The sequence below is a fragment of the Subtercola endophyticus genome, from assembly GCF_021044565.1.
Classification (GTDB): Bacteria; Actinomycetota; Actinomycetes; order Actinomycetales; family Microbacteriaceae; genus Subtercola; species Subtercola endophyticus.
Map to the genome: position 1 here is coordinate 1,680,220 of NZ_CP087997.1, position 21,804 is coordinate 1,702,023.

The window sequence follows — 21,804 nt, forward strand, 5'->3', positions numbered from 1 at the left end:
ACATTGCTTATGTCGACAACGACGACGCGTATGAGTCAGAACGTCGACAAGCCGCTAGGTTTCTGAGCACGCCGCACGGCACCGACCAACCCGCTCTCCAACCGAAAGGCAGGCGTTCCGTGTCATCCACCCGAGACCTTCTCGCTCTGCCGAAGGCCCACCTGCACGCCCATCTCGACGGTTCGTACCCGGTCTCCGCGGTGCAGGCTCTTGCCGAGCGTCGCGGAGCGGTCTTCACCGTTCCCGATTCTTTCGACGATGTCTGGGCGTTTTTTCACGCTTACGGCACCGTGCCCTCGCTCGTGCACACTCATGAAGATCTGGCCGCACTCTGCCGGGCGCTCGTTCACGCCGAAGCCGCTGAAGGCGTGCTCTATCTTGAACCAGCGATCGAACCTCAGCTCTACGCGCCGCGGTTGGGGAGCATCCTGCAGGTCACGACGACCATCGTGACGGCCTTCGCCGAAGCCGCGGCCGACGCCGGCATCGAGGTCGGATCGAATCTCAACATCAACACTGACCAGGACTTCGACATCGCCGAGGAACTCGCACGCGCCGCCGCCCATTTCGCCGGCGCCGGGGTCACCGCATTGGGAACCGCCGGATTCATCGAACCGGGCAACCTCGCTCGCTACACCACGGCAGCCGAGATCGGTCTCGCCGCCGGGCTTCCCGTGGTCTCGCACGCCGGCCAGACCGGTGGCCCGGCGAGCGTCGAAGAGGCGCTCGATCTGCTGCATGCCACCCGCATCTCGCACGGCTTTCGCGCGATCGAGAGCGCTGAACTGGTGCAGAGACTCGCCGACGAACAAATCGTCTGCGACATCACCCCCGTCTCGAACGTGAGGCTCGGTGTTGTCACAAGCCTGGCCGAGCATCCGGCACCGCGCTTGATCGCGGCCGGGGTGCCGGTCACCCTCAACGCCGATGACTCGCTGTGGTTCTCGCGGTCGGTGACCGACCAGTATCGCCTCGCACGCGAGTCGTGGGGGTTCACCGACGCCGAACTGGCACACGTTGCAGCCACGGGGATGCTCGCCGCCGGTATGAGCAGTGCCACCCGCAATACCTTCCGTACACAACTCGACACATGGGAACAATCGTGAAGCAGATCATTATGGGCGCCTTCGAAATCAACGGCGTCAACCTCACCAGCCAAGGCGTCTGGGCACACCCAGAGCAACAGAGCTACCGATACAAAGACCTCTCTTACTGGACCGACTTGGCTCAGCTGCTCGAGAAGGGCTTCTTCGATTTTCTGTTTCTCGCCGATTCCTACGGGTACCCGTCGATGAACGGCGAGACACCAGACGTCGCGTTCGAGCAGGCCGTCGAGATTCCCAAGAACGACCCCATGCTGCTCGTTCCCGCACTCGCTGCCGCCACCTCGCATCTCGCTTTCGCAGTGACGACCTCGACGACATTCGAAGCCCCCTTTGCGAACGCTCGCCGATTCGCCACCCTCGACCACCTCACCCAGGGGCGCATAGCGTGGAACGTCGTGACGACCTCGAGCGCCGTCGTCTCCGACCTGTTCGGGCGCGACGGAATGATTCCCCACGACGAGCGATACGCCATCGCTCAGGAGTATCTCGACGTGAGCTACGACCTGTTCGAGGGCGGCTGGGACGACGACAGCGTTGTCGCAGACAAGTCCTCGCGCGTGTATGCCGATCCGGCCAAGGTGCACAAGATCCACCACCACGGCCGGTACTTTCGGGTGGACGGCTATTTCAACTGCGAGCCGTCGCCGCAGCGCACGCCCGTGCTGTTTCAGGCCGGCTCGTCCGCGTCGGGGCAGCGATTCGCCTCGCAGAACGCCGAACTCGTCTTCTTGCAGGGAAAAGACGCGAACACTCTGAAAGCGCAGGTCGCCAACCTGCGAAGTGGTGCCGTCGCCGCGGGCCGCTCGTCCGACGCGATCAAGGCGATCGTCGGTTTGTCGATCGTGGTCGCCGAAACGCACGACGAGGCGGTGGCGAAACTCGACGACTTTCTGTCGTACGTGAATCCCGATGCCGCGCGAATCTATTACTCGAGCATGACCGGTATCGATCTGGCCAAGCTCGACCCGGAACGCTCGTTCGCTACCGTCACGACAGAGGGCGGGCGCACCCAAGTCGAGCGCTACAAAGAGAACACGGTCAGAGAGGCCACGGCCGATTTCCTTCGCAACGGCATGCGCGAGTTCATCATGGTCGGCACTCCGGTCGAAATCGCTGACCAGATCGAGGCGCTCGTCGAAGAGACCGGCATCGACGGATTCAACTACACCCCGTTCGTCTCCCCCGGCTCGTACCGCGACCTTGTCGAACTGGTCGTTCCCGAACTGCAACGCCGTGGCCTCATGCGCACCAGCTACCCCGCGGGAACCTTCCGCGAGCGGCTCTTCGGCGAGGGCGCGGCACGACTCCCCGCGACGCACCCCGGAGCCAGCCACCGAACCGCCCTGGCCGACGCCTCGGCCTAGGCGCGCACGGGCCGCAGGCAACAAACGATCGCTATCGGTCGCCGCAGTCAGCTCGCTGGTAATCCAGTGTGCGCTGGCATTTCGGCATCGTACATATGTTGTCGCCACTTCTAGTCAGGAGCGAAGACTCCGGAGGCCCACGCGGATTTCGTCGATGAGGATGTCGGGCTGCTCGAGCGCCGCGAAGTGGCCACCCTTGTCGGCTTCGGTGTAGTGGATCAGGTTGGAGTAGGCGTCTTCGATCCAGGTGCGCGGGAGCAGTGGGATGTCGCGGGGGAACACCGTCACGGCGACCGGGAGCGTCAGCTTCGGGCCGGCCATCGTGGCGGTGCGGTTCTCCCAGTAGATGCGGGCGGAAGACGCGGCGGTGTTGGTGAACCAGTAGAGGGAGATCGTGTCGAGAATGTCGTCGACGTCGATCGCATCCTCAGCAAGCCCCTGGTTGTCGGTCTTCGACTGGAACTTCTCGTAGATCCAGGCCGCCTGGCCTGCCGGAGAGTCCGCCAGCGCGAAACCGGGAGTCTGCGGCTTCGTGGCCTGCAGATGATTCGACCCACCGAGCGGGCCACCGTACAGCGCGAGAGTATCCACGGCTCGCTTCTCCTCTGGCGAGAGGTCTTCGGGAATCGTCTGCGGGAATGCGTAGGGGGTGTTCAGGTGGATGCCCGCTAGCCCTTCCGGCCGAAGGTGCCCCAGCGTGGTGGTCACTGCTGCCCCCCAGTCGCCGCCCTGTGCGGCCCACCGGGTGTAGCCGAGGCGTCGCATGAGCTCCGCCCACGCCGCGGCGATCCGATCGACGTTCCACCCTGTCTGCGTCGGCTTGCCCGAGAACCCGAATCCGGGAAGCGACGGGATGACGACATCGAAGGCGTCTTCGGCTTTGCCGCCGTAGGCGACCGGATCGGTGAGTGGGCCGATCAGCTTCAGATAGTCGACGATCGAGCTCGGCCATCCGTGGGTCAGAATCAGCGGCAGTGCGTCGGGGTGCGGCGACGTGACGTGGATGAAATGGATGTCGAGCCCGTCGATCTCCGTCAGGAATTGCGGGTAACGGTTCAGGTCGGCCTCGAACCGCCGCCAGTCGTAGTGCTGTTCCCAATGCTGGATCAGCGCCTTCAGGTTCTGCGAACGAACGCCTTGAGACCAGTCGCCGACAGTCTCCTGATCCGGCCACCGCGTCTTGGCGAGCCGGGATTTGAGATCGTCGATGTCGGCATCGGCGATCATCGCGGCGAAGGGGCGGATGGCCGCCGGCGCAGCGGGAGTCTCTTCGGTCATGGTGGGGTCTCCTTGAGGATGAATTCTGCGGCGGCACGCCACTGCACAATGGTGTGCAATGAGCCACTCGAAGCACAGTACCCCATTGCACACGTATGTGCAATGATTGAAGGCATGACGGTTGATACGGCCCGCGCGCGGGCCATGGACGAGACGCGGAACCGCATTCTCGACGTCGCCCGCGAACTGCTGGGCCAGAACCCGGATGCGAGCATGAGCGACGTCGCGGCCGCCGCGGGCGTGGTGCGGCGAACGGTGTACGGTCACTTTCCCTCGCGAAGCGACCTGGTGCTCACGCTCGCCGACCAGGCCGTGAAGGAGATCGAGGCCGTGCTGCAAGAAGTCAACCTCGACGGAGTGCCCGCCGACGAGGTGTGGGCACGATTCGTCGAGCGGTTGTGGCCCCTGACGCATCGATACCGGGTATTGCTGGCGTTGCGTCGTGGCGAGCACGGCGACGAGATCCATGCGCTCTTGGGCTCCGTCGACGAGATCCTCACCGACCTCGTGGCGCGCGGTCAGAACAGTGGTGTGTTCGGGCGGCATTTGCCCGCGGAAACCCTCGGCCAGATCGCGTATGCGGCCGTGTTCACGATCGCCGACGACCGTCGCGGCGATCCTGCGCTCGACGTTCGCGCCGCCACGATCACCAGCCTGCTTGTGCTCGGCGTACCCGAAACTCGCGCTTACGAAGTGATCGATCCGCCGGCGGCGTCAGGAGCTTGTCCCGGTCCAGGCGATGTGGGTGACGAGGCTCGAGCCGATGTCGTAGGGGTCATCGAGATACACGCTGGTGCGCCACGCCAGAGTGGTGCCGTCGTCGATGCTGCCGGCACCGAGCGCCACCGCCAGGTTGAATGATGACGAACTGCCGGCAGGGATGCCCGTAGCGAGCACGAAGCTGTAGGTAGAGCTCGGCAGCGTGCCAACGGGCGCTGCAACGTTCACACCAGTCACGCCGGTGATCTGCAGACCGGGCTGGGCTGTCGATCCCAGGCTCGTGATGTCGATGCTGATGATAGTTCCGGGAGCGATCGCCGTGCCGGTGTTGTTGCTGACGATGAAGCTTGTCGGCACGGTCGCTGTGATCGGCGTCGATCCGACGTGGCCGATAGTCTTGCTCCCGGCACTGAACGCGATCGTGTACGCGACAGGCACCGATGGGGTCGAAGCAGACGCTGCAGGTGCGGCCACCGCGAGTGCGACAACGGGCACTGACCAGGCCGCAGCCTTGGTCAGTTGCCGCCTGGTCAGAGCCCGCTTCGGAACTTCTGCGTTCGTCAGCGGCGAGTTGTTGGTGTTCTCGTTCACGGAAAATCCAATCCTGTGGGAAGGAACAGGCACGGCTGTGCCCGCTTCTGATTCCCCGGGGCACCAGCACATGCTGGTTCCGCCCCGAGGGAACCCCTCACCACGGAGACGCGGCGGCGTGCTTTTCGTGACGCGACTGCCAGAGTTGGCGCCGAAAGGAGCGCAGCAGGGATGTACCGTCTTGCGGCGCTGGAATCTGGTCACCTGAACCAGGGCACGAAGAATAGGCAGGCTTACCGGATGCCCGGCATCACACGTCAGACCGTCCTCCCGCGCACCGCGCCTCGAACACGCACGGCAAGAACGGCCTGCGACGCCGCAGCAGCGGGAGAGCTTCTGATCGGTTTCCGGTACGCGGCCACATCGCCCTGCACCAAATCAGGCGGACCGGCCAACGTGGCCGAGCACTTGCCCTGGCCGGAACGATTCTCGGCTACGCCGGCGTCTTCGCCAGCCTGCTGGCAGTGAACGTCTCCCTCGGCCACTGATCGGGATCGCGTAACCCAACATGCTCCCCCAGCCAGGAATCCGGGTACGTGCCATCTCGCATCGCGATCGGACTGGGGCCGACGCCCGTGTATCTCAACCCGGCCTTCCTCGCCACACCCGCAGATGCGACGTTTCCTGGGGTACACGACCACCGAATCGGCCCGCTGCCGCAGAACCGGGTTTCCATTGCCCACCCGACCACACCCTCGACCGCTTCGGTCATGTAGCCGCGACCGCGATGCGAGGGAACTAGCCAGTACCCGATGTCGTTGGTATCTGCTCGAACGCTGATCATGCCCAGCAGCTCAGAGGGTGCAGATCGAGGGCGTAACGCCCAGGTTGCCTCCCGGCCGGAGTCCCATCCCTCAGGAGCGACGGTCGCGACGAAGTAGGCGGCATGTTCGGTTTGGTAGGGCCAAGGCAATGTCATGAACCTCTCGAAGATCGGGTCTTGACACGCTTCGGTGATCGTACGCACGTCGCGTGTCGTCGGCTGGTCGAGCAACAATCGTTCTGTGCTCAGCTCGATCGGCTGCATACGGGACTGCTTTCTTTCAGGTGATCACGTCTCAGCAGGATTGACGGAGACGAGCTTCGTATTAAGGCTATCCAGGTGATTCAGCAATCCGAGCATTCTGGCCCGGTCGAAGACGACCAAACGGCGGTTTCGTGACGCTTAACTCGTGCAGCACAAGCAGCTGGCGCAACATCTGTCGCAAATCGGCGCGAAGACCCGCGTCACGATCCGCTTCGAACGACGTCTTCCCCCACAGAAGGGGATCACGATGGCAATAAGCAACGACGGACCGAAACACCAGATGCCTTCGAGGAGGCAGCAAGCGAAGAAAGGGCAGTTCGACCGCCCGGAGCTGACGACCTCGTGGCAGAAGTTCAGCGGTTCGGTGCTCGTGCGCGTTCTCGCGGCTATCATCCTCGTCGGCGGCACAGTGCTCCTCGTGATCCTGGCCTTGGCGGGTCGCTCATGAGCAACTACCAGCCGCTCGTACGCGTCGCTTCGAACGACGACAACAGCGACGGCCAGAACAGGACTCTCGTGCTCCCGCACGTTCGCCGAGAACCACTGCGAGCACAGTACCTGCTTCTCGGAGCCTTAGTGGCAGCGCCGGCGGCATTTGTATCGGCGGCATGGATCTGGCTCGGCACTCTCGCACATTGAACGCCGTGTCAGCGTGAGCGATGACTGTCAGGTGACGAGCCATGCGGCGCTGTTGCCTTCCCCTGTGCTGCTGGTGCCGTCCCTGCAAATCGTGGGATAGGTATTCGTATCCCGTCCACTCAGGCGAGCGAGAGCGCCTGGGAGGCCGGACACCGGGCGGCCCGTGTGCCCGCACTCGTTGGTGGCATCGTCGTGATCTGCACAGCGAGCATCACTGTAACTGTGCCGGCGTTCGCCTCCGTTGGCACCGGAGCGGTGACAGCCGTGCTCCTTGGCACTCCGGCTTGGGCTGTAATCCGCGCACATCAAGCCGCCAGCCGGTTCACGCGATAGCCCAGGTCGACGGCCGAACACACGTCACGGACTTCGTGGCAGCGTCGCCCATGGGTTCCAGGTGCCATCGCATGGATCACCCTGGCCTCTTGGTCTGCGAGGATTATCTGATGAGGCTTCGGAGCGCACGCGTCGTCCTTGAACCGATCTCGCCGGAGCCTGCTCTGCGGATCGTTGCACGAGACGAGCGTTCTGGCGACAACTAGCACCCCGAGTATCCGTTTGCCGACGAACTCGACCCGCTGCGATCGCTCGCCGCCCTGCGAAACCCAGATCCTTTCTTCACCGTATACGTGATAAAGCGCACTTCCGATCATCGGGCTGTCGGCGGATTCGGGTTCTTCGGTCAGCCCGACCCGAATGGTCGTGATTCGCTCGTGTTCTACGAGCGCGATTTGACCGCCTGACAGCACACCGAGCAACGCGAAAGGTCGGGGCGGCTACGGGGCCGACATGACAGTCGAGGGATCGGCCCATCTGAGCCACTTCTCCTCGATCGCAGCTTCTAGATTCACACCCTCGTTGCGTGCCAGCAAGAGCACGTGTGCGACCACGTCGGCGCACTCGTCAGCGAATGCGGTTCGCTTGTCGGCATCCGACTGTCCGCGATCTTTGCCCATACCTTTGAGGTTCACGAACGCCTGCGTCAACTCTCCGAGTTCTTCTTGCAGCTTGAGCAGGAACCACACGTCGGTGCGGTCGATACCGAACTTGGCAGCATAGACCTGAGATACCGATTCGACGGCCTCTGAAGCCTCTTCAAGATTCATGCTCTGACGATAACGACAACCTCGGACGCGCAGTGACGTCCGGAGGCTGATCACTGTGCGGACGTTCACTGGTTCGTCGAGGGTTGACCTCGTTGCCTCGCATGCCGCCCATCTTGACGCTTTCCAGCGGTGGATCGACGCGCTCAACGCATGCGGGTCGGTCACCGAACGCCACGCTAACCTCGGCCGAGCCACCACGGGGCGGCAGAGGCGAAGATCGCCTCCGCCGCTGCACCGATATCGTACGGATCTCCGCGGCTGAGCCAGGTCTCGATGGCACCCGCGGCGCCACTGGCGGCGTAGCTGACGAACACGGCGAGGGCGAACTCACTCGGAGGTTCATTCTGCGCATGCGGGGCGATCTCCGGATGCAGCGTGAGCCGGTCGCACAGAAACGTCTCCATCTGAGAGATCAGCCCGTCTCTCAAGCGCGAGTCGAGACGCGGGTTCATCGCGTTGCGATAGATAGTCGCCCTCGACGCCACGTATCCGAGCAACTCTCTCGTCGGCTGGTCGAAAACGGTGGTCTGGTCGCCGCTGCTCGCAGGAAGATGCGTGTTCTTTTGCACGATCCGGTCGAGATCATCGTCGAGCATCCGCGCGAGGAGTTCAACAGGCCCCCGTGACCATCGGTACAGCGTGTTGCGCGAAACCTTGGCCCTGACTGCGACATCGACGTACTTGATCGAAGCAACCGGCTGCTCGGACGCCATCTCGAAAATCACTCGCCGCAGGGTCGCGTAGGTTGTCTTTTCGCGCGGATCCACGGGCCAAGCATAGCAATGTGACATTTGTCCTATAGCGCGTAGGATGGTCGCAAGACCAACGCTCTAGAAAAGGACGAAAGAATGACAGACAAACTCATCGGCAAGGTAGCCGTCATCACTGGCGGAACGAGCGGTATCGGTCTGGCATCCGTCAAGCTGTTCGTCGCCGAGGGCGCCAAAGTGGTCGTCGGAGACATCTCCGACGACCTCGGGGCCGCCCTCGAGGCCGAGTACAACGGCGAGGTGAAGTTCGTGCACGCCGACGTCACCAGTGAGTCTGACATCGAGGGCCTCGTCACCGCGGCTGTCGAGACATACGGCAAGCTCGACGTGTTCTACAACAATGCGGCTGCGCCCGGAGACACCTCCCTCATGATCGACATGACCGCCGCCGGTTTCGACCGGACCCTCGCCCTGATCGCCCGCTCCGTGCTCTTAGGGCACAAGTACGCCGCGAAGCAGTTCCAGAAGCAGGGCACCGGCGGCGCGATCGTCACCACGGCCAGCGCCGCCAGCCTCCAGGCGGGATGGTCCGCGGGCGGCTACACGATCGCCAAGCACGCCGTCGTGGGGATCATCCGCGAGTCCGTCATCGAGCTCTCCGCGCTCGGAATCCGGTCTAATGCGATTGCGCCGGGCCTCATCATGACTCCGGCCATGGCCAGTGCGTTCGGGATTCCCCAGGAGCAGTCGCCCGAGTTTCTGAAGGTGCTCGCCAAGCACCTCGACGTCACCCAGCCCATCGGTCGGGTCGGCCAGCCGGAGGACATCGCGGAGGCGGCAGTCTTCCTGGCCAGCGACTCGTCGTCGTTCATCACCGGCGTCGTCTTGCCCGTCGACGGAGGAGCCACCGCCGTCACGCAGAGCCCCTTCGGGCCCGCAGGAGCGCAAGCCGTGGCCGCCTTCGCCGCAGGTGAGCGCTAGCCGCCGCCGTCATCCAGCAAAATCAGACCACGTCAGAACGGCGCAGCTCCCCAAAACACACCAGCGAATCGAGGCTAAGCGCGTGATCGCCGGCGCCAGACAAAGCCGCCGGCGATGAACATCGCGCCGATGGCAAGCTTCACAAATCTGAACCAGTCATCGGCTCCCCAAACGATCAACTCGATGACAGTCAGCACCACAAGAACCGCGCCGGCCACCGCTGGTCGCGTGAAGGCGAGCTGTTCGTTATTGTCGTGAATGGAGGAGCTGCCATGGAGAAGTTCGACATCAAGAAGTCGCACCGAAATCTGTACGAGCCCACGGAGAGAGACTTCGTCGTGGTCGAGGTTCCGGCCACGCAGTACATCGCGCTCGACGGACAAGGCGACCCCAACGTGGCTCCGGACTATGCGCGTGCAGTGGAGGCGCTCTACGCAGTCGGGTATGCGCTGAAGTTCCAGAGCAAGAAGTCTCTCGGGCGCGACTTCGTTGTCGCCCCGCTGGAAGGGCTCTGGCGTGCTGACACGCTCGAGGACTTCGAGAGCGGCGATAAGGGCTCCTGGCGGTGGACCATGATGATCAGCCAGCCCGAATGGATCACCGACGCGATGATCGCTGACGCGATCGGCGGGGTGACCACGGGTAAGGGACTCCCCCATGCCCGACTCATCCGCCGCTTGAGCCTTCACGAGGGCCAGTCGGTGCAGATACTGCACGTGGGACCATACGACAACGAAACTGTCTTACTCAGGCGTCTGCGCCTGGAGTACCTGCCGGAACACGGGCTAGCTGCCAACGGTGATCATCATGAGATCTACCTCAGCGACCCGCGACGAACGCCGGCCGAAAAGCTCAAGACCGTCTTGCGACAGCCTGTGCGGCCCGCATGACGTGAAGGTACCCGCGCGGGGGTGTACTATGGTCTCGGCAGTTACCGGTTGCCCCTGGATTCGCGGGTAGAGCTTGAAGCTCACCGGTTTGGTGCATTTCTATCGATGACCAGTCTTTCCAGCCCGATGTCGCGAATCCGCGGGCACTAAGGAAACGACTGTCTTGTCTGACCAGCTACGTATTTTTCCCGCTCGCCCCAACGTTCGGTATCTGAAGATCGAGGCTAAACGCCGTCTTGCGGCGGGAGAGTTCGGGACTCTCAATGAGGCTCAGTTAGCGATTGCGCGCGAGCATGGACGACCGAGTTGGGCGGTTCTGAAGGCCTCCATCGAGGCAGCCGCAAGCGATCCCGGCCCTGCTCTGTCCCAGGTGAAGTGGGTCACGGACCGCTTTCGGCATGCGGCGAGCCCGGATTGGCTGCCCCCGACGGCCGACGAGTTGCAAAGGCATTTCGACGAGCACTACCTAACTCTGGTTCCGCCGCAGACGCTCATCGACACCTTGCGTAGTGTCGCACCCCGATTCCAGCACGACCTCGTTGTCGCCGAAGCGCACGACGATCGGCTCAGGGCCGAGATATTCGACCTGCGGATCGAGGCAGCGGCCCAACCCGATCCACCACATCTGCTCACGGCACTCCGGATATACCCCGCGGCTCCCGCCGTCAGCGACCGGCGCACCTCTGCGCCCCCGACACACGTCTTCGGTGATGTTCCTGCCGATGAGGTCGAGATCGCGGCCGAGTCGTTCACTGAGCTGGGTCTAGTCGGACTCTCGCTCGCCGGCGGCACTCGGGCGAGCAACGGCTCCTGGGCGGCAGCGCTCGGGTGGGCAAACCTCGACCGACCAGAGATCGTGCGCACCGATCATCGTTTCGCCGCCCACGGCATCAGCAAGCTCATCACCGCGACGGCGGTGCTGCGGCTCGTCGCCCAGGGTCTTGTCGATCTCGATCGCCCGGCGAACGACTACCTTCATCAGGTCACGCTCTCCGACGACGGCGCGACAGTACGCGCGTTGCTCACACACACAGCCGGCGTCTCAAGCCCGAGCATCCACTTCGCGGAGCGAGTTCCCGATCAGGCCACAATTCTGGGGCCGATCGTGGCCTGCACCGGCGAACGCACCTTCGCTCCCAGCAACGCCGGATACGCAGTCTTGGGCCAGCTCATCGCCGACACAACGGGTATCGAGTACTCGAAGTCGGCCTCCCACTTGGTGCTCGAGCCGCTGAGCATGCTCAGCTCCGACTTCCCCACGCTCTGGCCGAGAGCCCGCGCAGCCAGCGGCTACCAACTGAACGACGACGGAACGTTCGACCCAGCCGAACCAGAACTCTCCACCATGCCGGCCGCCGGCGGCCTCTGGACGACCGCCTCCGACCTGGTGCGTTTCGGACTCGGCTGGTCGACGATTCTGCCTGATGAACTCGCCGCCGAAGCGATACGACCGCAGATCGAACCGACATCCATCGGCGCGGTGATCGGACTGGGCTGGCTCATCAACCCGTCAAAGCACATCTACGGGCATCCGGGGGCCGGGCCCGGCGGCGCAGCATCGCTCATCGTTCAAACGGACACGGGAACAGCGACGGCCGTGATGACGAACCGCATGATCTCGGTCGAGCCGATAAACGCACGACTCACCCGCCCGATCGCGCCGACATCGAAGGAGGGCCGTCGTGGCACTCGACGCTGAAACCAAGAAAGCAATCATCGAAGAATACGCAACGCACCCTGGCGACACCGGCTCGCCCGAAGTACAGGTTGCGCTCCTGACCCATCGGATCAAGGAAATCAACAAGCACCTCAACGAGCATGAGTTGGACCACCACTCCCGCCGCGGACTACTGATCCTGAACGGACAGCGACGCCGCATGCTCGCCTATCTGGCTGGCATCGACATCGAGCGCTATCGCACCTTGGTGGAGCGACTCGGCCTCCGCCGGTAGCGCGGTAACCCGAGAGCGCGTGGCCTGGGTCTGTAGCGGTGACGGTGTTTCAGAAAAGCTCTCGCTCTACAGCTGACGAGCTCGGCCGATCCACCGCTGGTCGCGTGAAGGATACTCTGGCTTCAGGGAAACACAGCGAGAGGGGTACCAGCTCGCGAAATGAGGAGACACCAGGTGGCACTGCCGAAATCGCACGGCCAACGTGCTCCGACGATCTACGACGTGGCGCGTGTGGCCGGCGTCTCTCATCAGAGTGTTTCGCGGTTCCTCAACGGCGAGACGCTTCGGGAGAACACCCGCACCCAAGTGGAGGCGGCGATCACCGAACTCGGCTACCGCCTGAATCCTGCCGCACGCGCCCTGGCCACCAACGTCTCGTATCGCATCGGCGCCCTCGTGTACGAGCTTCAGGAGCTCGGTCCGAGCCAGATCGCCCAGGGCGCAGCAGACCAGGCGCGATCGGCCGGCTTCCTTCTCGACATCGTCGCCTTGGATCCGAGAGACGATGCCGCGATCGCCCACGCGATCGACTTGCTCGACCAACAGCACCTCGCAGGCATTCTGGCACTGGCACCGACCCAGCGACTGCTCGATGCGCTGCAGGCTGTGGAGTATCGAATCCCGGTCTACATCGACTCCGAGCCCGTTTTTGACGGAACCGCAGAAACAGAGACACTCAACTCGGTCGGCACCGTTCTGGCACTCGAGCATCTTCGTGGCCTCGGGCATCGCCGCATCTTCCATATTTCAGGCCCGCTCGACTGGATCTCGGCGGCCAACAGAAGCACGGCATACCGGGCATACATGCTCGAACACGACATGCCGTTCTTCGAGCCCTTCGCGGGTGATTGGACGTCAGCATCGGGGTACGCTGCGGTGCGGTCGATTCCGTTCGATGCGGGCATCACGGCCATCTTCGTCGCTAACGACCAGATGGCGATGGGTGTTCTGCTCGCGCTTTCAGAGCGGGGCCTGCGGGTGCCTGAAGACATCAGTGTGGTCTCTTTCGACGACGTGCCGGAGTCGGAGTTCACGATTCCGCCGCTCACCACCGTTCGCCTGAACTTCGCCGAACAAGGGCGTGTCGCTGTGGAGCGCCTTGTCGCGATGATCAAGAACGAGCCGGAGCCCGCTCTGCCTGAGCAGCCACGGGTTTCCCTCACCGTGCGCCGGTCGACGGCACCCCGGCCGTCGGCCTCGCGAAACTGAGTGCTGGCCGTGTCACGTGTGCTCGACCTGCCTGAAACGTGAGCGCCCCGCCTCTCTTCGTGAGCGATCTGTTTGACAGTTCGGGCGGTGAGCTTGCTTTGTGGTGGCTGGTCGTTTATGTTGGCTCCAGCGACAAACTGTTACCGGTAACAGTTTGCCGCTGGCAGGGTACAGACGATGAGGTCCTCGCGGATCACGAGTCACCAACCGTCACGCAAGCCACCTACTCTGCGCACCACTCCACCACAGCACCACTCCCCCTCCGGCACGGCGCGATCCACGTATCGCGCGTGCGAATCTGGCAAAGGACACGATTTCATGGCACGATCTGCACGACGATCAGCGATGGCGCTGGCCGCGAGCGCGGTAGCGCTCGGGTTGCTTCTCTCGGGATGCGCCGGCTCTGCGAGTTCAGCACCCGCTGCAACGACCTCTCAGGCGGACATCGACAAGGCAATGACGACACCCACGACGATCACCTTCTGGACGTCGAACAAGCTCCAGGACGAGGTCGACCTCTTCGAGAAGAAGTACCCGGCCATCACGGTCAACCTCGTCGACTCCGGTTCTGGAACCGACTACTACACGAAGCTGCGTAGCGCGATCAAGGCCGGCAACGGAGCACCCGACGTCGCTCAGATCGAGTACCACCACATGCCCTCATTCATCCTTCAGGGCTCTCTCGACGACCTGACCCCCTACGGCGCCGCCGACGTGAAAGACAAGTTCGCGACGTTCGCCTGGAACCAGGTGGCCACCGACAAGGGCATCTACGGCATCCCCCAAGACACCGGCCCCCTCGGCTTGCTGTACCGTAACGACATCTTCGCCGCCTCCAACATCAAGGCGCCGACAACGTGGGACGAATTCGCAACCGATGCCGCGATCATCCACGCGGCCAACCCGTCGCAGTACATCGCCAACATCTCGCCGAGCAACGCGAGCGCCACGATGGGACTGTTCTGGCAGGCCGGCGCTCAGCCCTTCTCCTACGACGGAGACAAGACGGTCTCGATCAACCTCGACAGCCCCGAGATGGTAAAGGTCGCCGAATACTGGCAGAAACTCGTGCAGGCCGGTACCGTCTCGACCGACCCCGACTTCACTGACCAGTGGTACCAGGGTCTGGCCAGCGGCCGGTACGCCTCCTGGGTCTCCGCGGCGTGGGGCCCGCTCTTCCTTCAGGGAACCGCAGCAGACACCGCAGGCAAGTGGACGGCATCAACCCTTCCCCAGTGGGCGGCAGGCGAGAACAAGTCGGGCAGCGTCGGCGGTTCGGCGAATGCCGTGATCTCCACCACGGCCAACCCGATCCCGTCAGCGGTCTTCGCCGAGTTCCTCAACAGCGACCCCGAGTCGACCCTCACCATGGGCACGAAGCAGTTCCTCTTCCCGGCCGCGAAGGCGACCCTGGCGAACCCGGCGTTCACCGACCAGCCCGTCGAGTTCTTCGGCGGCCAGAAGATCAACGAACTGTTCTCGCAGATCTCGCCGACGGTGAACCCCGACTTCCAGTGGCTGCCCTTCATGGACCCGGTGTTCGACAGCTACAACGCCACCTTCGGCAAGGCGCTCACCGACAAGACCAGCCTCACTGACGCCCTCACCGAGTGGCAGAAGCAGGTCGTCGACTACGCCACCAGCCAGGGTTTCACCGTCAAGTAACCCGCGGCTGAACGTGACTCACACACGACGAGTCACGCCAACCTCCCCGAGCGACCCAGGGCACCGGATGCTGCACTCTCCTTCATCGAGAGTCAGAAGTGCAGCATCCGGAACCCTGCTCGCGCATTCAGAACTCCCTCGCAACGAAAGCCGCAGATGACCACCACCGCCCCTCGCCAGGTGCCGGCCCCCACTGCCGGGCCCGAACCGGCCCTTCGCGTAGGCCCCGTGCGCAGGCGAGCCAGTCGCACCAGGCGACAGCAGAACCGCGCAGCATACCTTTTCATCCTGCCTTTCTTCGTGTTTTTCGTGCTCATGCTGGTGGTGCCCCTGGTCTATTCGGGCTACCTCAGCGTGTTCCGCGAGCAGCTGATCGGCGGGCTCTCCTTCGTCGGCCTCGACAACTATTCACGCGCCCTGCAAGACCCCGAATTTCTCGCCGGCCTCGGCCGCGTGGGGCTCTTTCTCGTGGTGCAGGTGCCGATCATGCTGGCGCTGGCGCTGATCTTCGCCCTCGTTCTCGACAGCGGCCGGCTGCGTTTCGCCGGCTTTGTGCGCCTCGGCATCTTTCTGCCGTACGCGATCCCCGGCGTCATCGCCGCGCTCATGTGGGGGTACCTCTACGGCCAGGACTTCGGGCCATTCGCCCAGATCGCGCAGTTCTTCGGCTTGCCCGCCCCACAGTTTCTGTCGAGTCAATGGATGCTCGCCTCGATCGGCAACATCACGACCTGGTCGTTCGTGGGCTACAACATGATCATCATCTTCGCGGCCCTGAGAGCCGTTCCCGAAGAGCTGTATGAAGCAGCGACGATGGACGGCGCCGGAGCGATCCGAGTCGCGTGGAGCATCAAGATCCCCGCCGTGCGGCCCGCCCTGATGCTCACCGTCATCTTCTCGATCATCGGCTCATTCCAATTGTTCACAGAGCCCCAACTGCTCAAGACGATCGCACCGACGGTGATCGATGGCGCTTACACACCCAATCTCTACGCCTACACGCTGGCGTTCAGTCGCAACGAACTGAACTACGCCGCCGCGGTTTCGTTCCTGCTGGGCTTCCTGATCATGGTCATCTCCTACGTCGTTCAACTCAGCACCCAGCGCAAGGAGCGCAGCCGATGAGTGTCACCCTGTCACCCGCCCCCACTGAGGCGCCAACACCGCGGAGCTACGCCGAGAAGCCGCCAAAGAAGTCCCGTCGGTCGCGCGCGAAGAGCGGCCCCGACAACGCGCCCCGCAAGAGCACGTTCATCACCATCGTGATGCTCGCGGCCGTCGCCTACTTCCTCCTGCCGATCGCCTGGCTCCTCATCGCCTCGACGAAGACCAACAGTGGATTGTTCCGTTCGTTCGGGTTCTCTTTCGATCGGGACTTCGCCTTCTTCTCGAACATCGCCAACGTCTTCACCCGCGAAAACGGCATCTTCGTGCGCTGGATGCTCAACACGATCGTGTATGCCTCGGTGAGTGCGGTCGGGGCGACCCTGCTTGCCACCCTCGCCGGGTACGCCTTTGCCAAGTACTCGTTCCCCGGTGGCAAGTTGCTGTTCAGCGTGATCCTCGGTGCGATCATGATCCCGACGACGGCCCTGGCCATTCCGACCTACCTGCTCTTCAGCGGGGTCGGGCTGACCGACAATCCTCTTGCCGTCATTCTCCCCTCCATCGTGAACCCGTTCGGCATGTATCTGATGATGGTCTATGCCCAGGGAGCAGTCGACACAAGCCTGCTCGAAGCCGGCCGCATCGACGGCGCGGGAGAGTTCCGTATCTTCTGGCAGCTCTGCCTGCGCGTTCTCGCACCCGGGATGGTCACCGTACTGCTGTTCTCGCTTGTCGCCACCTGGAACAACTACTTCTTGCCCTTGATCATGCTCAACAGCAGAGACCTGCTGCCCCTGACCGTCGGGCTCGCCCAATGGCAGTCGGCCGCTTCTCGAGGCAATGGCGGCGAGGCGCTGTTCTCCGCCGTCATCTCCGGGTCACTGGTTTCGACGCTCCCGCTGATCGTGGCCTTCCTTTTTCTTCAGAAGTACTGGCAGTCCGGTCTCAGCGCCGGTGGGGTGAAGGGTTGAGCGGCGTGGGCCTGAGATACGGCGGCGATTACAATCCCGAGCAGTGGGCGGAGGAGGTCTGGGCCGATGACATCCGCTTGATGAAAGAAGCCGGCGTGAACTTCGTCACGGTGGGTGTCTTCTCCTGGGCTCTTCTCGAACCCGCTGACGGGGTATTCGAGTTCGGTTGGCTCGACCGCGTTCTCGACCTGTTGCATTCGGCGGGCATCCGGGTCGATTTGGCCACGGCCACGGCCTCGCCACCGCCGTGGCTCACCACAGCTCACCCCGAAATGCTGCCCGAAGACGAGCTCGGCATCACGCGCTGGCCCGGTTCGCGCCAGCAGTACTCACCGACCTCGCCGGCCTACCGCGAACATGCCGCGCGCCTGGTGCGCCGCATGGCGGAGCGCTACGGGTCGCACCCGGCACTCGACATGTGGCACATCAACAACGAGTACGGATGCCACACCAACCTCGACTACTCCGACAACGCCGCTGTGGCCTTTCGGGTCTGGCTCAGCAACCGCTACGGCAGCATCGAGGCCCTCAATGCTGCGTGGGGCACCATCTTCTGGTCGCAGCGCTATTCGTCCTTCGAGGAGATTCTGCCTCCTCGAATCGCACCGAACTTCCGCAACCCCACCCAGTTGCTCGACTTTCACCGCTTCAGCTCGAATGCCCTGCTCGAGTGCTTTCTGCTCGAGAAGGCGATCGTGCGCGAGTACTCACCCGACATTCCCGTCACCACCAACTTCATCGGTGCGTTCAAGCCCGTCGACTACTGGTCGTGGGCTCCGCACCTCGACGTGATCTCTGACGACAACTACGCCGATCCGCTCGACCCCGACTCCCCCATGAAGGCCGCATTCTCGCGCGATCTCATGCGTTCGCTGGGTGGCGGAAAGCCTTGGCTTCTGATGGAACAGGCCACCAGCCACGTGCAATGGCGCCCGACCAACGGACGCAAGGCGACCGGAGAGATGCAGGCGCTCTCCTTGCAAGCGGTGGCTCGGGGGGCCGACGGCATCAACTTCTTCCAGTGGCGTCAGTCGACATCAGGCGCCGAGAAGTTCCACTCCTCGATGGTTCCGCACTCGGGTACCGATACCCGAATCTGGCGGAGCGTCGTCGAGCTCGGCTCACAGCTCGCCGCGCTGAGCTCGGTGCAGGGTGCGGCTGTTCCCGCCCGTGTCGCACTCGTGCTCGATTGGGAGAGCTGGTGGGCGATCGAAGCGGGGGCGATGCCGCAGACTCTCGACTACCTCGCGACGCTCGAGACCTGGTACAAGGCGCTGTACGAGCTGAACGTACCCGTCGACTTCGTGCATCCCTCAGCCGACCTTTCAGCCTACGAGGTCGTCTTCGCCCCGCAGCTGTACCTGCTGCCAGACGAGATCGGCAGCAGGCTCGCCTCGTATGTCGACGGCGGCGGAACCCTGGTGCTCACGTACTTCTCCGGCATCGCCGACGAGAACGACCACGCGCACCTCGGCGGGTACCTGGGCGCCCTGCGCGAGGTCGTCGGCGTGCGGATCGAGGAATTCGCGCCTCTCCCGCTCGACAACACGCCGCACTCGGAGGTGCACGTGTCTGGTGACCGGTTCGGCGACTTCACGGGCACGATCTGGTCGGAGTTCGTGACCGCCGTGACAGCCGAGACGCTCGCCAAGTTCTCCGGCGGCGACCTCGACGGTCTACCGGCCGTGACGAAGAACTCCTTCGGGCACGGTGCAGCATGGTACGTCGCAACGCAGCCGGAACCAGCCGCGGTCGCGGCGATTGTCGACACCGTGCTGGCGAGCGTCGGGGTGCGCCCAGAATTCGCCGGCGCCGGTCTCGAGGCGGTTCGGCGGGGAGACGCCCTCTTCTTGATCAACCACCGCTCGAGCCCGGCCGTCACGACAATCAGCGGAACCGACCTGCTGACGGGCAGAACCCACGCCGGATTCACCCTGCAGCCCCACGGCGTCGCCGTCGTCGACCTGGCCCCGCAGGCGCAGACCACCCACCCCTCCCCCGCACGAGATCGAAAGGTCGAGAGTGAAGTTCACTGATGGTTTCTGGCAGCTGCGACCGGGGGTGACCGCCCTCTACGCGCAGGAGGCCTACGACATCGAAGCCACGCAGAACGGTCTCGTCGTCACGGCACCGACCGCGATCATCCGGCAGCGCGGTGACACCCTCAACAGGGCGGTCATCACAGCCGAGATCCATTCGCCCCTGCCCGGCATCATCGGGGTGCGACTCACGCACCACGCAGGGGGAACTCGCCACGCCGGCTTCGATCTGGTCGGCGCTGAGGCGGGGCACGGTTCGGCCGCGCTGCACGGTGCCGCCGGGCATCCGGAATCGGCCACCCTCACCAGCGGTGGCCTGACCGCACGCGTTACCGCCGGCGCCCCGTGGAACCTGACGTTCGAAACAGACGGCCGTGTGCTCGCTTCGAGCGGCAGTAAGTCGGTGGGCCACGTCTCGCTTGCCACCGATGCGACAGTCGATCGTGGCCCCGCGGGCAACGCGCGCGCCGGTTCTGCCGGGCCAGGCGGCACTGCTTTCATGCACGAGCAGCTCTCGCTCGGCGTCGGCGAGCTCGTCTACGGGTTGGGCGAACGCTTCGGTCCGCTGGTCAAGAACGGCCAGGTCGTCGATGTGTGGAACGCCGACGGCGGCACCTCGAGTGAGCAGGCCTACAAGAACGTGCCGTTCTACCTCACTAACCGCGGCTACGGCGTGTTGGTGAACGACACCGGGCACGTTTCATTCGAAGTCGGGTCAGAAGCGGTCGAGCGGGTGCAGTTCTCGGTCGAGGGCGAGAGCATCGAGTACTTTGTGATTCTCGGGCCGACTCCCAAAGAGATACTCGAGCGATACACGGCGCTCACCGGCCGGCCTGCAGCAGTGCCGGCGTGGTCGTACGGTCTCTGGCTCTCGACCAGCTTCACCACCGACTACGACGAGCAGACCGTCACGAGCTTCATCGATGCGATGGCCGAGCGCGACCTGCCGCTCAGCGTCTTCCACTTCGACTGCTTCTGGATGCGCGAGTTCAACTGGTGCGACTTCGAATGGGATGCCCGGGTGTTTCCCGACCCCGAAGGAATGCTCTCTCGGCTGCACGACAAAGACCTCCGGGTCTGCGTGTGGATCAACCCGTACATCGGCCAGCGCTCGGCGCTCTTCGCCGAAGGCAAGCAGAACGGATACTTCGTGAAGCGGCCAGACGGCAGTGTCTGGCAGTGGGATCTGTGGCAGGCCGGCATGGCCCTGGTCGACTTCACTAATCCTGCTGCGACAGCGTGGTATCAGTCGAAGCTCCGTGCGTTGCTCGACCAGGGTGTCGACGCCTTCAAGACCGACTTCGGCGAACGCATTCCTCTCGAAGTCGACTACTTCGACGGCTCCAGCCCTGAGCGCATGCACAACTGGTACACCCAGCTCTACAACCAGGCCGTCTTCGATGTGCTTCAGGATGCCCGGGGTGAGGGTGACGCGGTGCTGTTCGCCCGTTCTGCCACCGTGGGAGGCCAGCGCCTGCCGGTGCACTGGGGTGGTGATTCCACCTCGACCTACGAGTCGATGGCCGAGACGCTGCGCGGAGGGCTCTCGCTTGCTCTCAGCGGGTTCGGCTTGTGGAGCCACGACATCGGCGGATTCGAGGGAACCCCCGACGCGGGCGTTTTCAAACGCTGGACGGCCTTCGGCCTTCTGGGCAGCCACAGCCGGTTCCACGGGTCGAACTCGTACCGGGTGCCGTGGGCGTTCGATGAGGAGGCCGTCGAGGTCACCCGGCGGTTCACCACGCTGAAACTCTCGCTGATGCCCTACCTGTTCGAGGTCGGCCGCGAAGCCACCCGTACAGGCACCCCCGTCATGCGGCCCATGCAGCTCGAATTCCCTGATGACCCCGGCACCGCATACCTCGACCGCCAGTACATGCTGGGCGCCGACATTCTGGTTGCACCGGTGTTCAACGCGGAGGGCTGGGTCGACTTCTACCTGCCCTCCGGCACCTGGACAGGCCTGCTCACCGGCGAGACGATCACCGGTGGAGGCTGGCGACGGGAGAAGCACGACTTTCTCTCGCTGCCGCTCTACGTGCGAGAAGGCGCCGTGCTGCCCCGAGGTGCCCGCAACGACCGTCCGGACTACCCGTACCTCGAGGGGCTGACTCTCGAGGTCTACCCCGGCGGCGACGACCGGGTCGTCACGGTCACCGAGCCGACAGGTGAGAGTGCGTCGTTCACCGTCACGAGACACGCCGGCACGGTCGACGTGGTTTCGACGTCACCGTTGCCCTTCACCGTGCGGCAGGTGCAGGTCGACCCAGCCCCACGCTGAACCGGAGCGGTCACCGGCTTCGATCCGTTCGAACGCGCCGGTGAGATCATCCGTGGCCAGCAGGATGCCCGCGTAGGTGCCCTTCGCCATGATCTCGGTGATCGCCGTGCGCTCCGCTTCGCTGATACCGGGATCCACTGTTGGCGGCTGCAGAACGATGGAGGCGCTGGG

22 protein-coding genes are annotated in these 21,804 nt (G+C 63.8%); 16 read left to right on the forward strand and 6 right to left on the reverse strand.

All coding sequences use genetic code 11. The annotated features are described in order from the left end of the window. Positions 1-119: 119 nt before the first annotated feature. Positions 120-1,106, forward strand: coding sequence for an adenosine deaminase (gene add / locus LQ955_RS07925; RefSeq protein ID WP_231027627.1), 987 nt, complete (start codon positions 120-122; stop codon positions 1,104-1,106). Then, positions 1,091-2,470, forward strand: coding sequence for an LLM class flavin-dependent oxidoreductase (locus LQ955_RS07930; protein ID WP_231027628.1), 1,380 nt, complete (start codon positions 1,091-1,093; stop codon positions 2,468-2,470). The genes add and LQ955_RS07930 overlap by 16 nt, the downstream gene beginning before the upstream one ends. Before the next feature lie 114 nt (positions 2,471-2,584). On the opposite strand, the gene LQ955_RS07935 is transcribed toward LQ955_RS07930, so the two are convergent. Next, complete coding sequence (locus LQ955_RS07935; protein ID WP_231027629.1) at positions 2,585-3,748, reverse strand: epoxide hydrolase family protein; 1,164 nt, start codon at positions 3,746-3,748, stop codon at positions 2,585-2,587. Between the two features lie 114 nt (positions 3,749-3,862). Here LQ955_RS07935 and LQ955_RS07940 point away from each other — a divergent pair, with 114 nt between their 5' ends. Both LQ955_RS07940 and LQ955_RS20180 read left to right on the forward strand, forming a co-directional pair. Further along, on the forward strand, positions 3,863-4,609 hold the full coding sequence (locus LQ955_RS07940; RefSeq protein WP_231027630.1) for a TetR/AcrR family transcriptional regulator: 747 nt from the start codon (positions 3,863-3,865) through the stop codon (positions 4,607-4,609). A gap of 818 nt (positions 4,610-5,427) precedes the next feature. Continuing rightward, entirely contained in the window at positions 5,428-5,547 is a 120-nt protein-coding gene (locus LQ955_RS20180) for a DUF4190 domain-containing protein (protein ID WP_390623474.1), read from the forward strand. On the opposite strand, the gene LQ955_RS07945 is transcribed toward LQ955_RS20180, so the two are convergent. Further along, on the reverse strand, positions 5,493-6,086 hold the full coding sequence (locus LQ955_RS07945) for a GNAT family N-acetyltransferase (protein ID WP_231027631.1): 594 nt from the start codon (positions 6,084-6,086) through the stop codon (positions 5,493-5,495). The two genes, LQ955_RS20180 and LQ955_RS07945, sit on opposite strands and share 55 nt — an antisense overlap. Positions 6,087-6,231: 145 nt before the next feature. Here LQ955_RS07945 and LQ955_RS07950 point away from each other — a divergent pair, with 145 nt between their 5' ends. After that, positions 6,232-6,534 carry a DUF2207 domain-containing protein gene (locus LQ955_RS07950; RefSeq protein WP_231027632.1) on the forward strand — a complete coding sequence of 101 codons (303 nt, stop codon included), beginning with the start codon at positions 6,232-6,234 and terminating at the stop codon, positions 6,532-6,534. Positions 6,535-6,749: 215 nt separating this feature from the next. After that, positions 6,750-7,058: an SdpI family protein gene (locus LQ955_RS20185; protein ID WP_390623475.1), complete on the forward strand. Its 309-nt coding sequence runs from the start codon at positions 6,750-6,752 to the stop codon at positions 7,056-7,058. A gap of 440 nt (positions 7,059-7,498) precedes the next feature. Here the strand turns inward: LQ955_RS20185 and LQ955_RS07955 are convergent, their stop codons facing one another. Together LQ955_RS07955 and LQ955_RS07960 are read right to left on the reverse strand one after the other, a co-directional pair. Continuing rightward, a complete protein-coding gene (locus LQ955_RS07955; RefSeq protein ID WP_231027633.1) occupies positions 7,499-7,828 on the reverse strand; it encodes a pyrophosphohydrolase domain-containing protein in 330 nt (109 codons plus the stop codon). 176 nt (positions 7,829-8,004) lie between these two features. Further along, positions 8,005-8,595: a hypothetical protein gene (locus tag LQ955_RS07960; protein WP_231027634.1), complete on the reverse strand. Its 591-nt coding sequence runs from the start codon at positions 8,593-8,595 to the stop codon at positions 8,005-8,007. Between the two features lie 81 nt (positions 8,596-8,676). Here LQ955_RS07960 and LQ955_RS07965 point away from each other — a divergent pair, with 81 nt between their 5' ends. Then, on the forward strand, positions 8,677-9,519 hold the full coding sequence (locus tag LQ955_RS07965; RefSeq protein WP_231027635.1) for an SDR family NAD(P)-dependent oxidoreductase: 843 nt from the start codon (positions 8,677-8,679) through the stop codon (positions 9,517-9,519). A 74-nt stretch (positions 9,520-9,593) separates the two neighbouring features. On the opposite strand, the gene LQ955_RS07970 is transcribed toward LQ955_RS07965, so the two are convergent. Then, entirely contained in the window at positions 9,594-9,821 is a 228-nt protein-coding gene (locus LQ955_RS07970) for a hypothetical protein (protein ID WP_231027636.1), read from the reverse strand. On the opposite strand from LQ955_RS07970, the gene LQ955_RS07975 reads away from it, so the two are divergent. From LQ955_RS07975 to yicI, 9 genes are all read left to right on the forward strand, one after another. After that, positions 9,792-10,409, forward strand: a complete 618-nt coding sequence (locus LQ955_RS07975; RefSeq protein WP_231027637.1) for a GyrI-like domain-containing protein — start codon at positions 9,792-9,794, stop codon at positions 10,407-10,409. The two genes, LQ955_RS07970 and LQ955_RS07975, sit on opposite strands and share 30 nt — an antisense overlap. Positions 10,410-10,779: 370 nt before the next feature. Beyond that, positions 10,780-12,108, forward strand: coding sequence for a serine hydrolase domain-containing protein (locus LQ955_RS07980; protein ID WP_231027638.1), 1,329 nt, complete (start codon positions 10,780-10,782; stop codon positions 12,106-12,108). Continuing rightward, complete coding sequence (gene rpsO, locus LQ955_RS07985; protein WP_231027639.1) at positions 12,092-12,361, forward strand: 30S ribosomal protein S15; 270 nt, start codon at positions 12,092-12,094, stop codon at positions 12,359-12,361. Before LQ955_RS07980 ends, rpsO begins: the two co-directional genes overlap by 17 nt. A 174-nt stretch (positions 12,362-12,535) precedes the next feature. Next, positions 12,536-13,570: a LacI family DNA-binding transcriptional regulator gene (locus LQ955_RS07990; protein WP_231027640.1), complete on the forward strand. Its 1,035-nt coding sequence runs from the start codon at positions 12,536-12,538 to the stop codon at positions 13,568-13,570. Positions 13,571-13,888: 318 nt separating this feature from the next. After that, positions 13,889-15,235, forward strand: a complete 1,347-nt coding sequence (locus LQ955_RS07995) for an extracellular solute-binding protein (RefSeq protein ID WP_231027641.1) — start codon at positions 13,889-13,891, stop codon at positions 15,233-15,235. A 156-nt stretch (positions 15,236-15,391) separates the two neighbouring features. Next, on the forward strand, positions 15,392-16,360 hold the full coding sequence (locus LQ955_RS08000; protein ID WP_231027642.1) for a carbohydrate ABC transporter permease: 969 nt from the start codon (positions 15,392-15,394) through the stop codon (positions 16,358-16,360). Then, positions 16,357-17,313 carry a carbohydrate ABC transporter permease gene (locus LQ955_RS08005; protein WP_231027643.1) on the forward strand — a complete coding sequence of 319 codons (957 nt, stop codon included), beginning with the start codon at positions 16,357-16,359 and terminating at the stop codon, positions 17,311-17,313. Before LQ955_RS08000 ends, LQ955_RS08005 begins: the two co-directional genes overlap by 4 nt. Before the next feature lie 5 nt (positions 17,314-17,318). After that, positions 17,319-19,349 carry a beta-galactosidase gene (locus tag LQ955_RS08010; RefSeq protein ID WP_231027644.1) on the forward strand — a complete coding sequence of 677 codons (2,031 nt, stop codon included), beginning with the start codon at positions 17,319-17,321 and terminating at the stop codon, positions 19,347-19,349. Further along, complete coding sequence (gene yicI, locus LQ955_RS08015; protein ID WP_231027645.1) at positions 19,336-21,633, forward strand: alpha-xylosidase; 2,298 nt, start codon at positions 19,336-19,338, stop codon at positions 21,631-21,633. The genes LQ955_RS08010 and yicI overlap by 14 nt, the downstream gene beginning before the upstream one ends. On the opposite strand, the gene LQ955_RS08020 is transcribed toward yicI, so the two are convergent. Next, positions 21,580-21,771, reverse strand: coding sequence for a hypothetical protein (locus LQ955_RS08020; RefSeq protein ID WP_231028253.1), 192 nt, complete (start codon positions 21,769-21,771; stop codon positions 21,580-21,582). The two genes, yicI and LQ955_RS08020, sit on opposite strands and share 54 nt — an antisense overlap. Positions 21,772-21,804 lie beyond the last annotated feature (33 nt).

Excerpts from the sequence above, each read along its gene's own strand:
- LQ955_RS07930 (WP_231027628.1), top strand. The coding sequence starts at position 1,091 with ATGGGAACAATCGTGAAGCAGATCATTATGGGCGCCTTCGAAATCAAC.
- LQ955_RS07935 (WP_231027629.1), bottom strand. The coding sequence starts at position 3,748 with ATGACCGAAGAGACTCCCGCTGCGCCGGCGGCCATCCGCCCCTTCGCC.
- LQ955_RS07940 (WP_231027630.1), top strand. The coding sequence starts at position 3,863 with ATGACGGTTGATACGGCCCGCGCGCGGGCCATGGACGAGACGCGGAAC.
- LQ955_RS07945 (WP_231027631.1), bottom strand. The coding sequence starts at position 6,086 with ATGCAGCCGATCGAGCTGAGCACAGAACGATTGTTGCTCGACCAGCCG.
- LQ955_RS07955 (WP_231027633.1), bottom strand. The coding sequence starts at position 7,828 with ATGAATCTTGAAGAGGCTTCAGAGGCCGTCGAATCGGTATCTCAGGTC.
- LQ955_RS07965 (WP_231027635.1), top strand. The coding sequence starts at position 8,677 with ATGACAGACAAACTCATCGGCAAGGTAGCCGTCATCACTGGCGGAACG.
- LQ955_RS07975 (WP_231027637.1), top strand. The coding sequence starts at position 9,792 with ATGGAGAAGTTCGACATCAAGAAGTCGCACCGAAATCTGTACGAGCCC.
- LQ955_RS07995 (WP_231027641.1), top strand. The coding sequence starts at position 13,889 with ATGGCACGATCTGCACGACGATCAGCGATGGCGCTGGCCGCGAGCGCG.
- LQ955_RS08000 (WP_231027642.1), top strand. The coding sequence starts at position 15,392 with ATGACCACCACCGCCCCTCGCCAGGTGCCGGCCCCCACTGCCGGGCCC.
- LQ955_RS08005 (WP_231027643.1), top strand. The coding sequence starts at position 16,357 with ATGAGTGTCACCCTGTCACCCGCCCCCACTGAGGCGCCAACACCGCGG.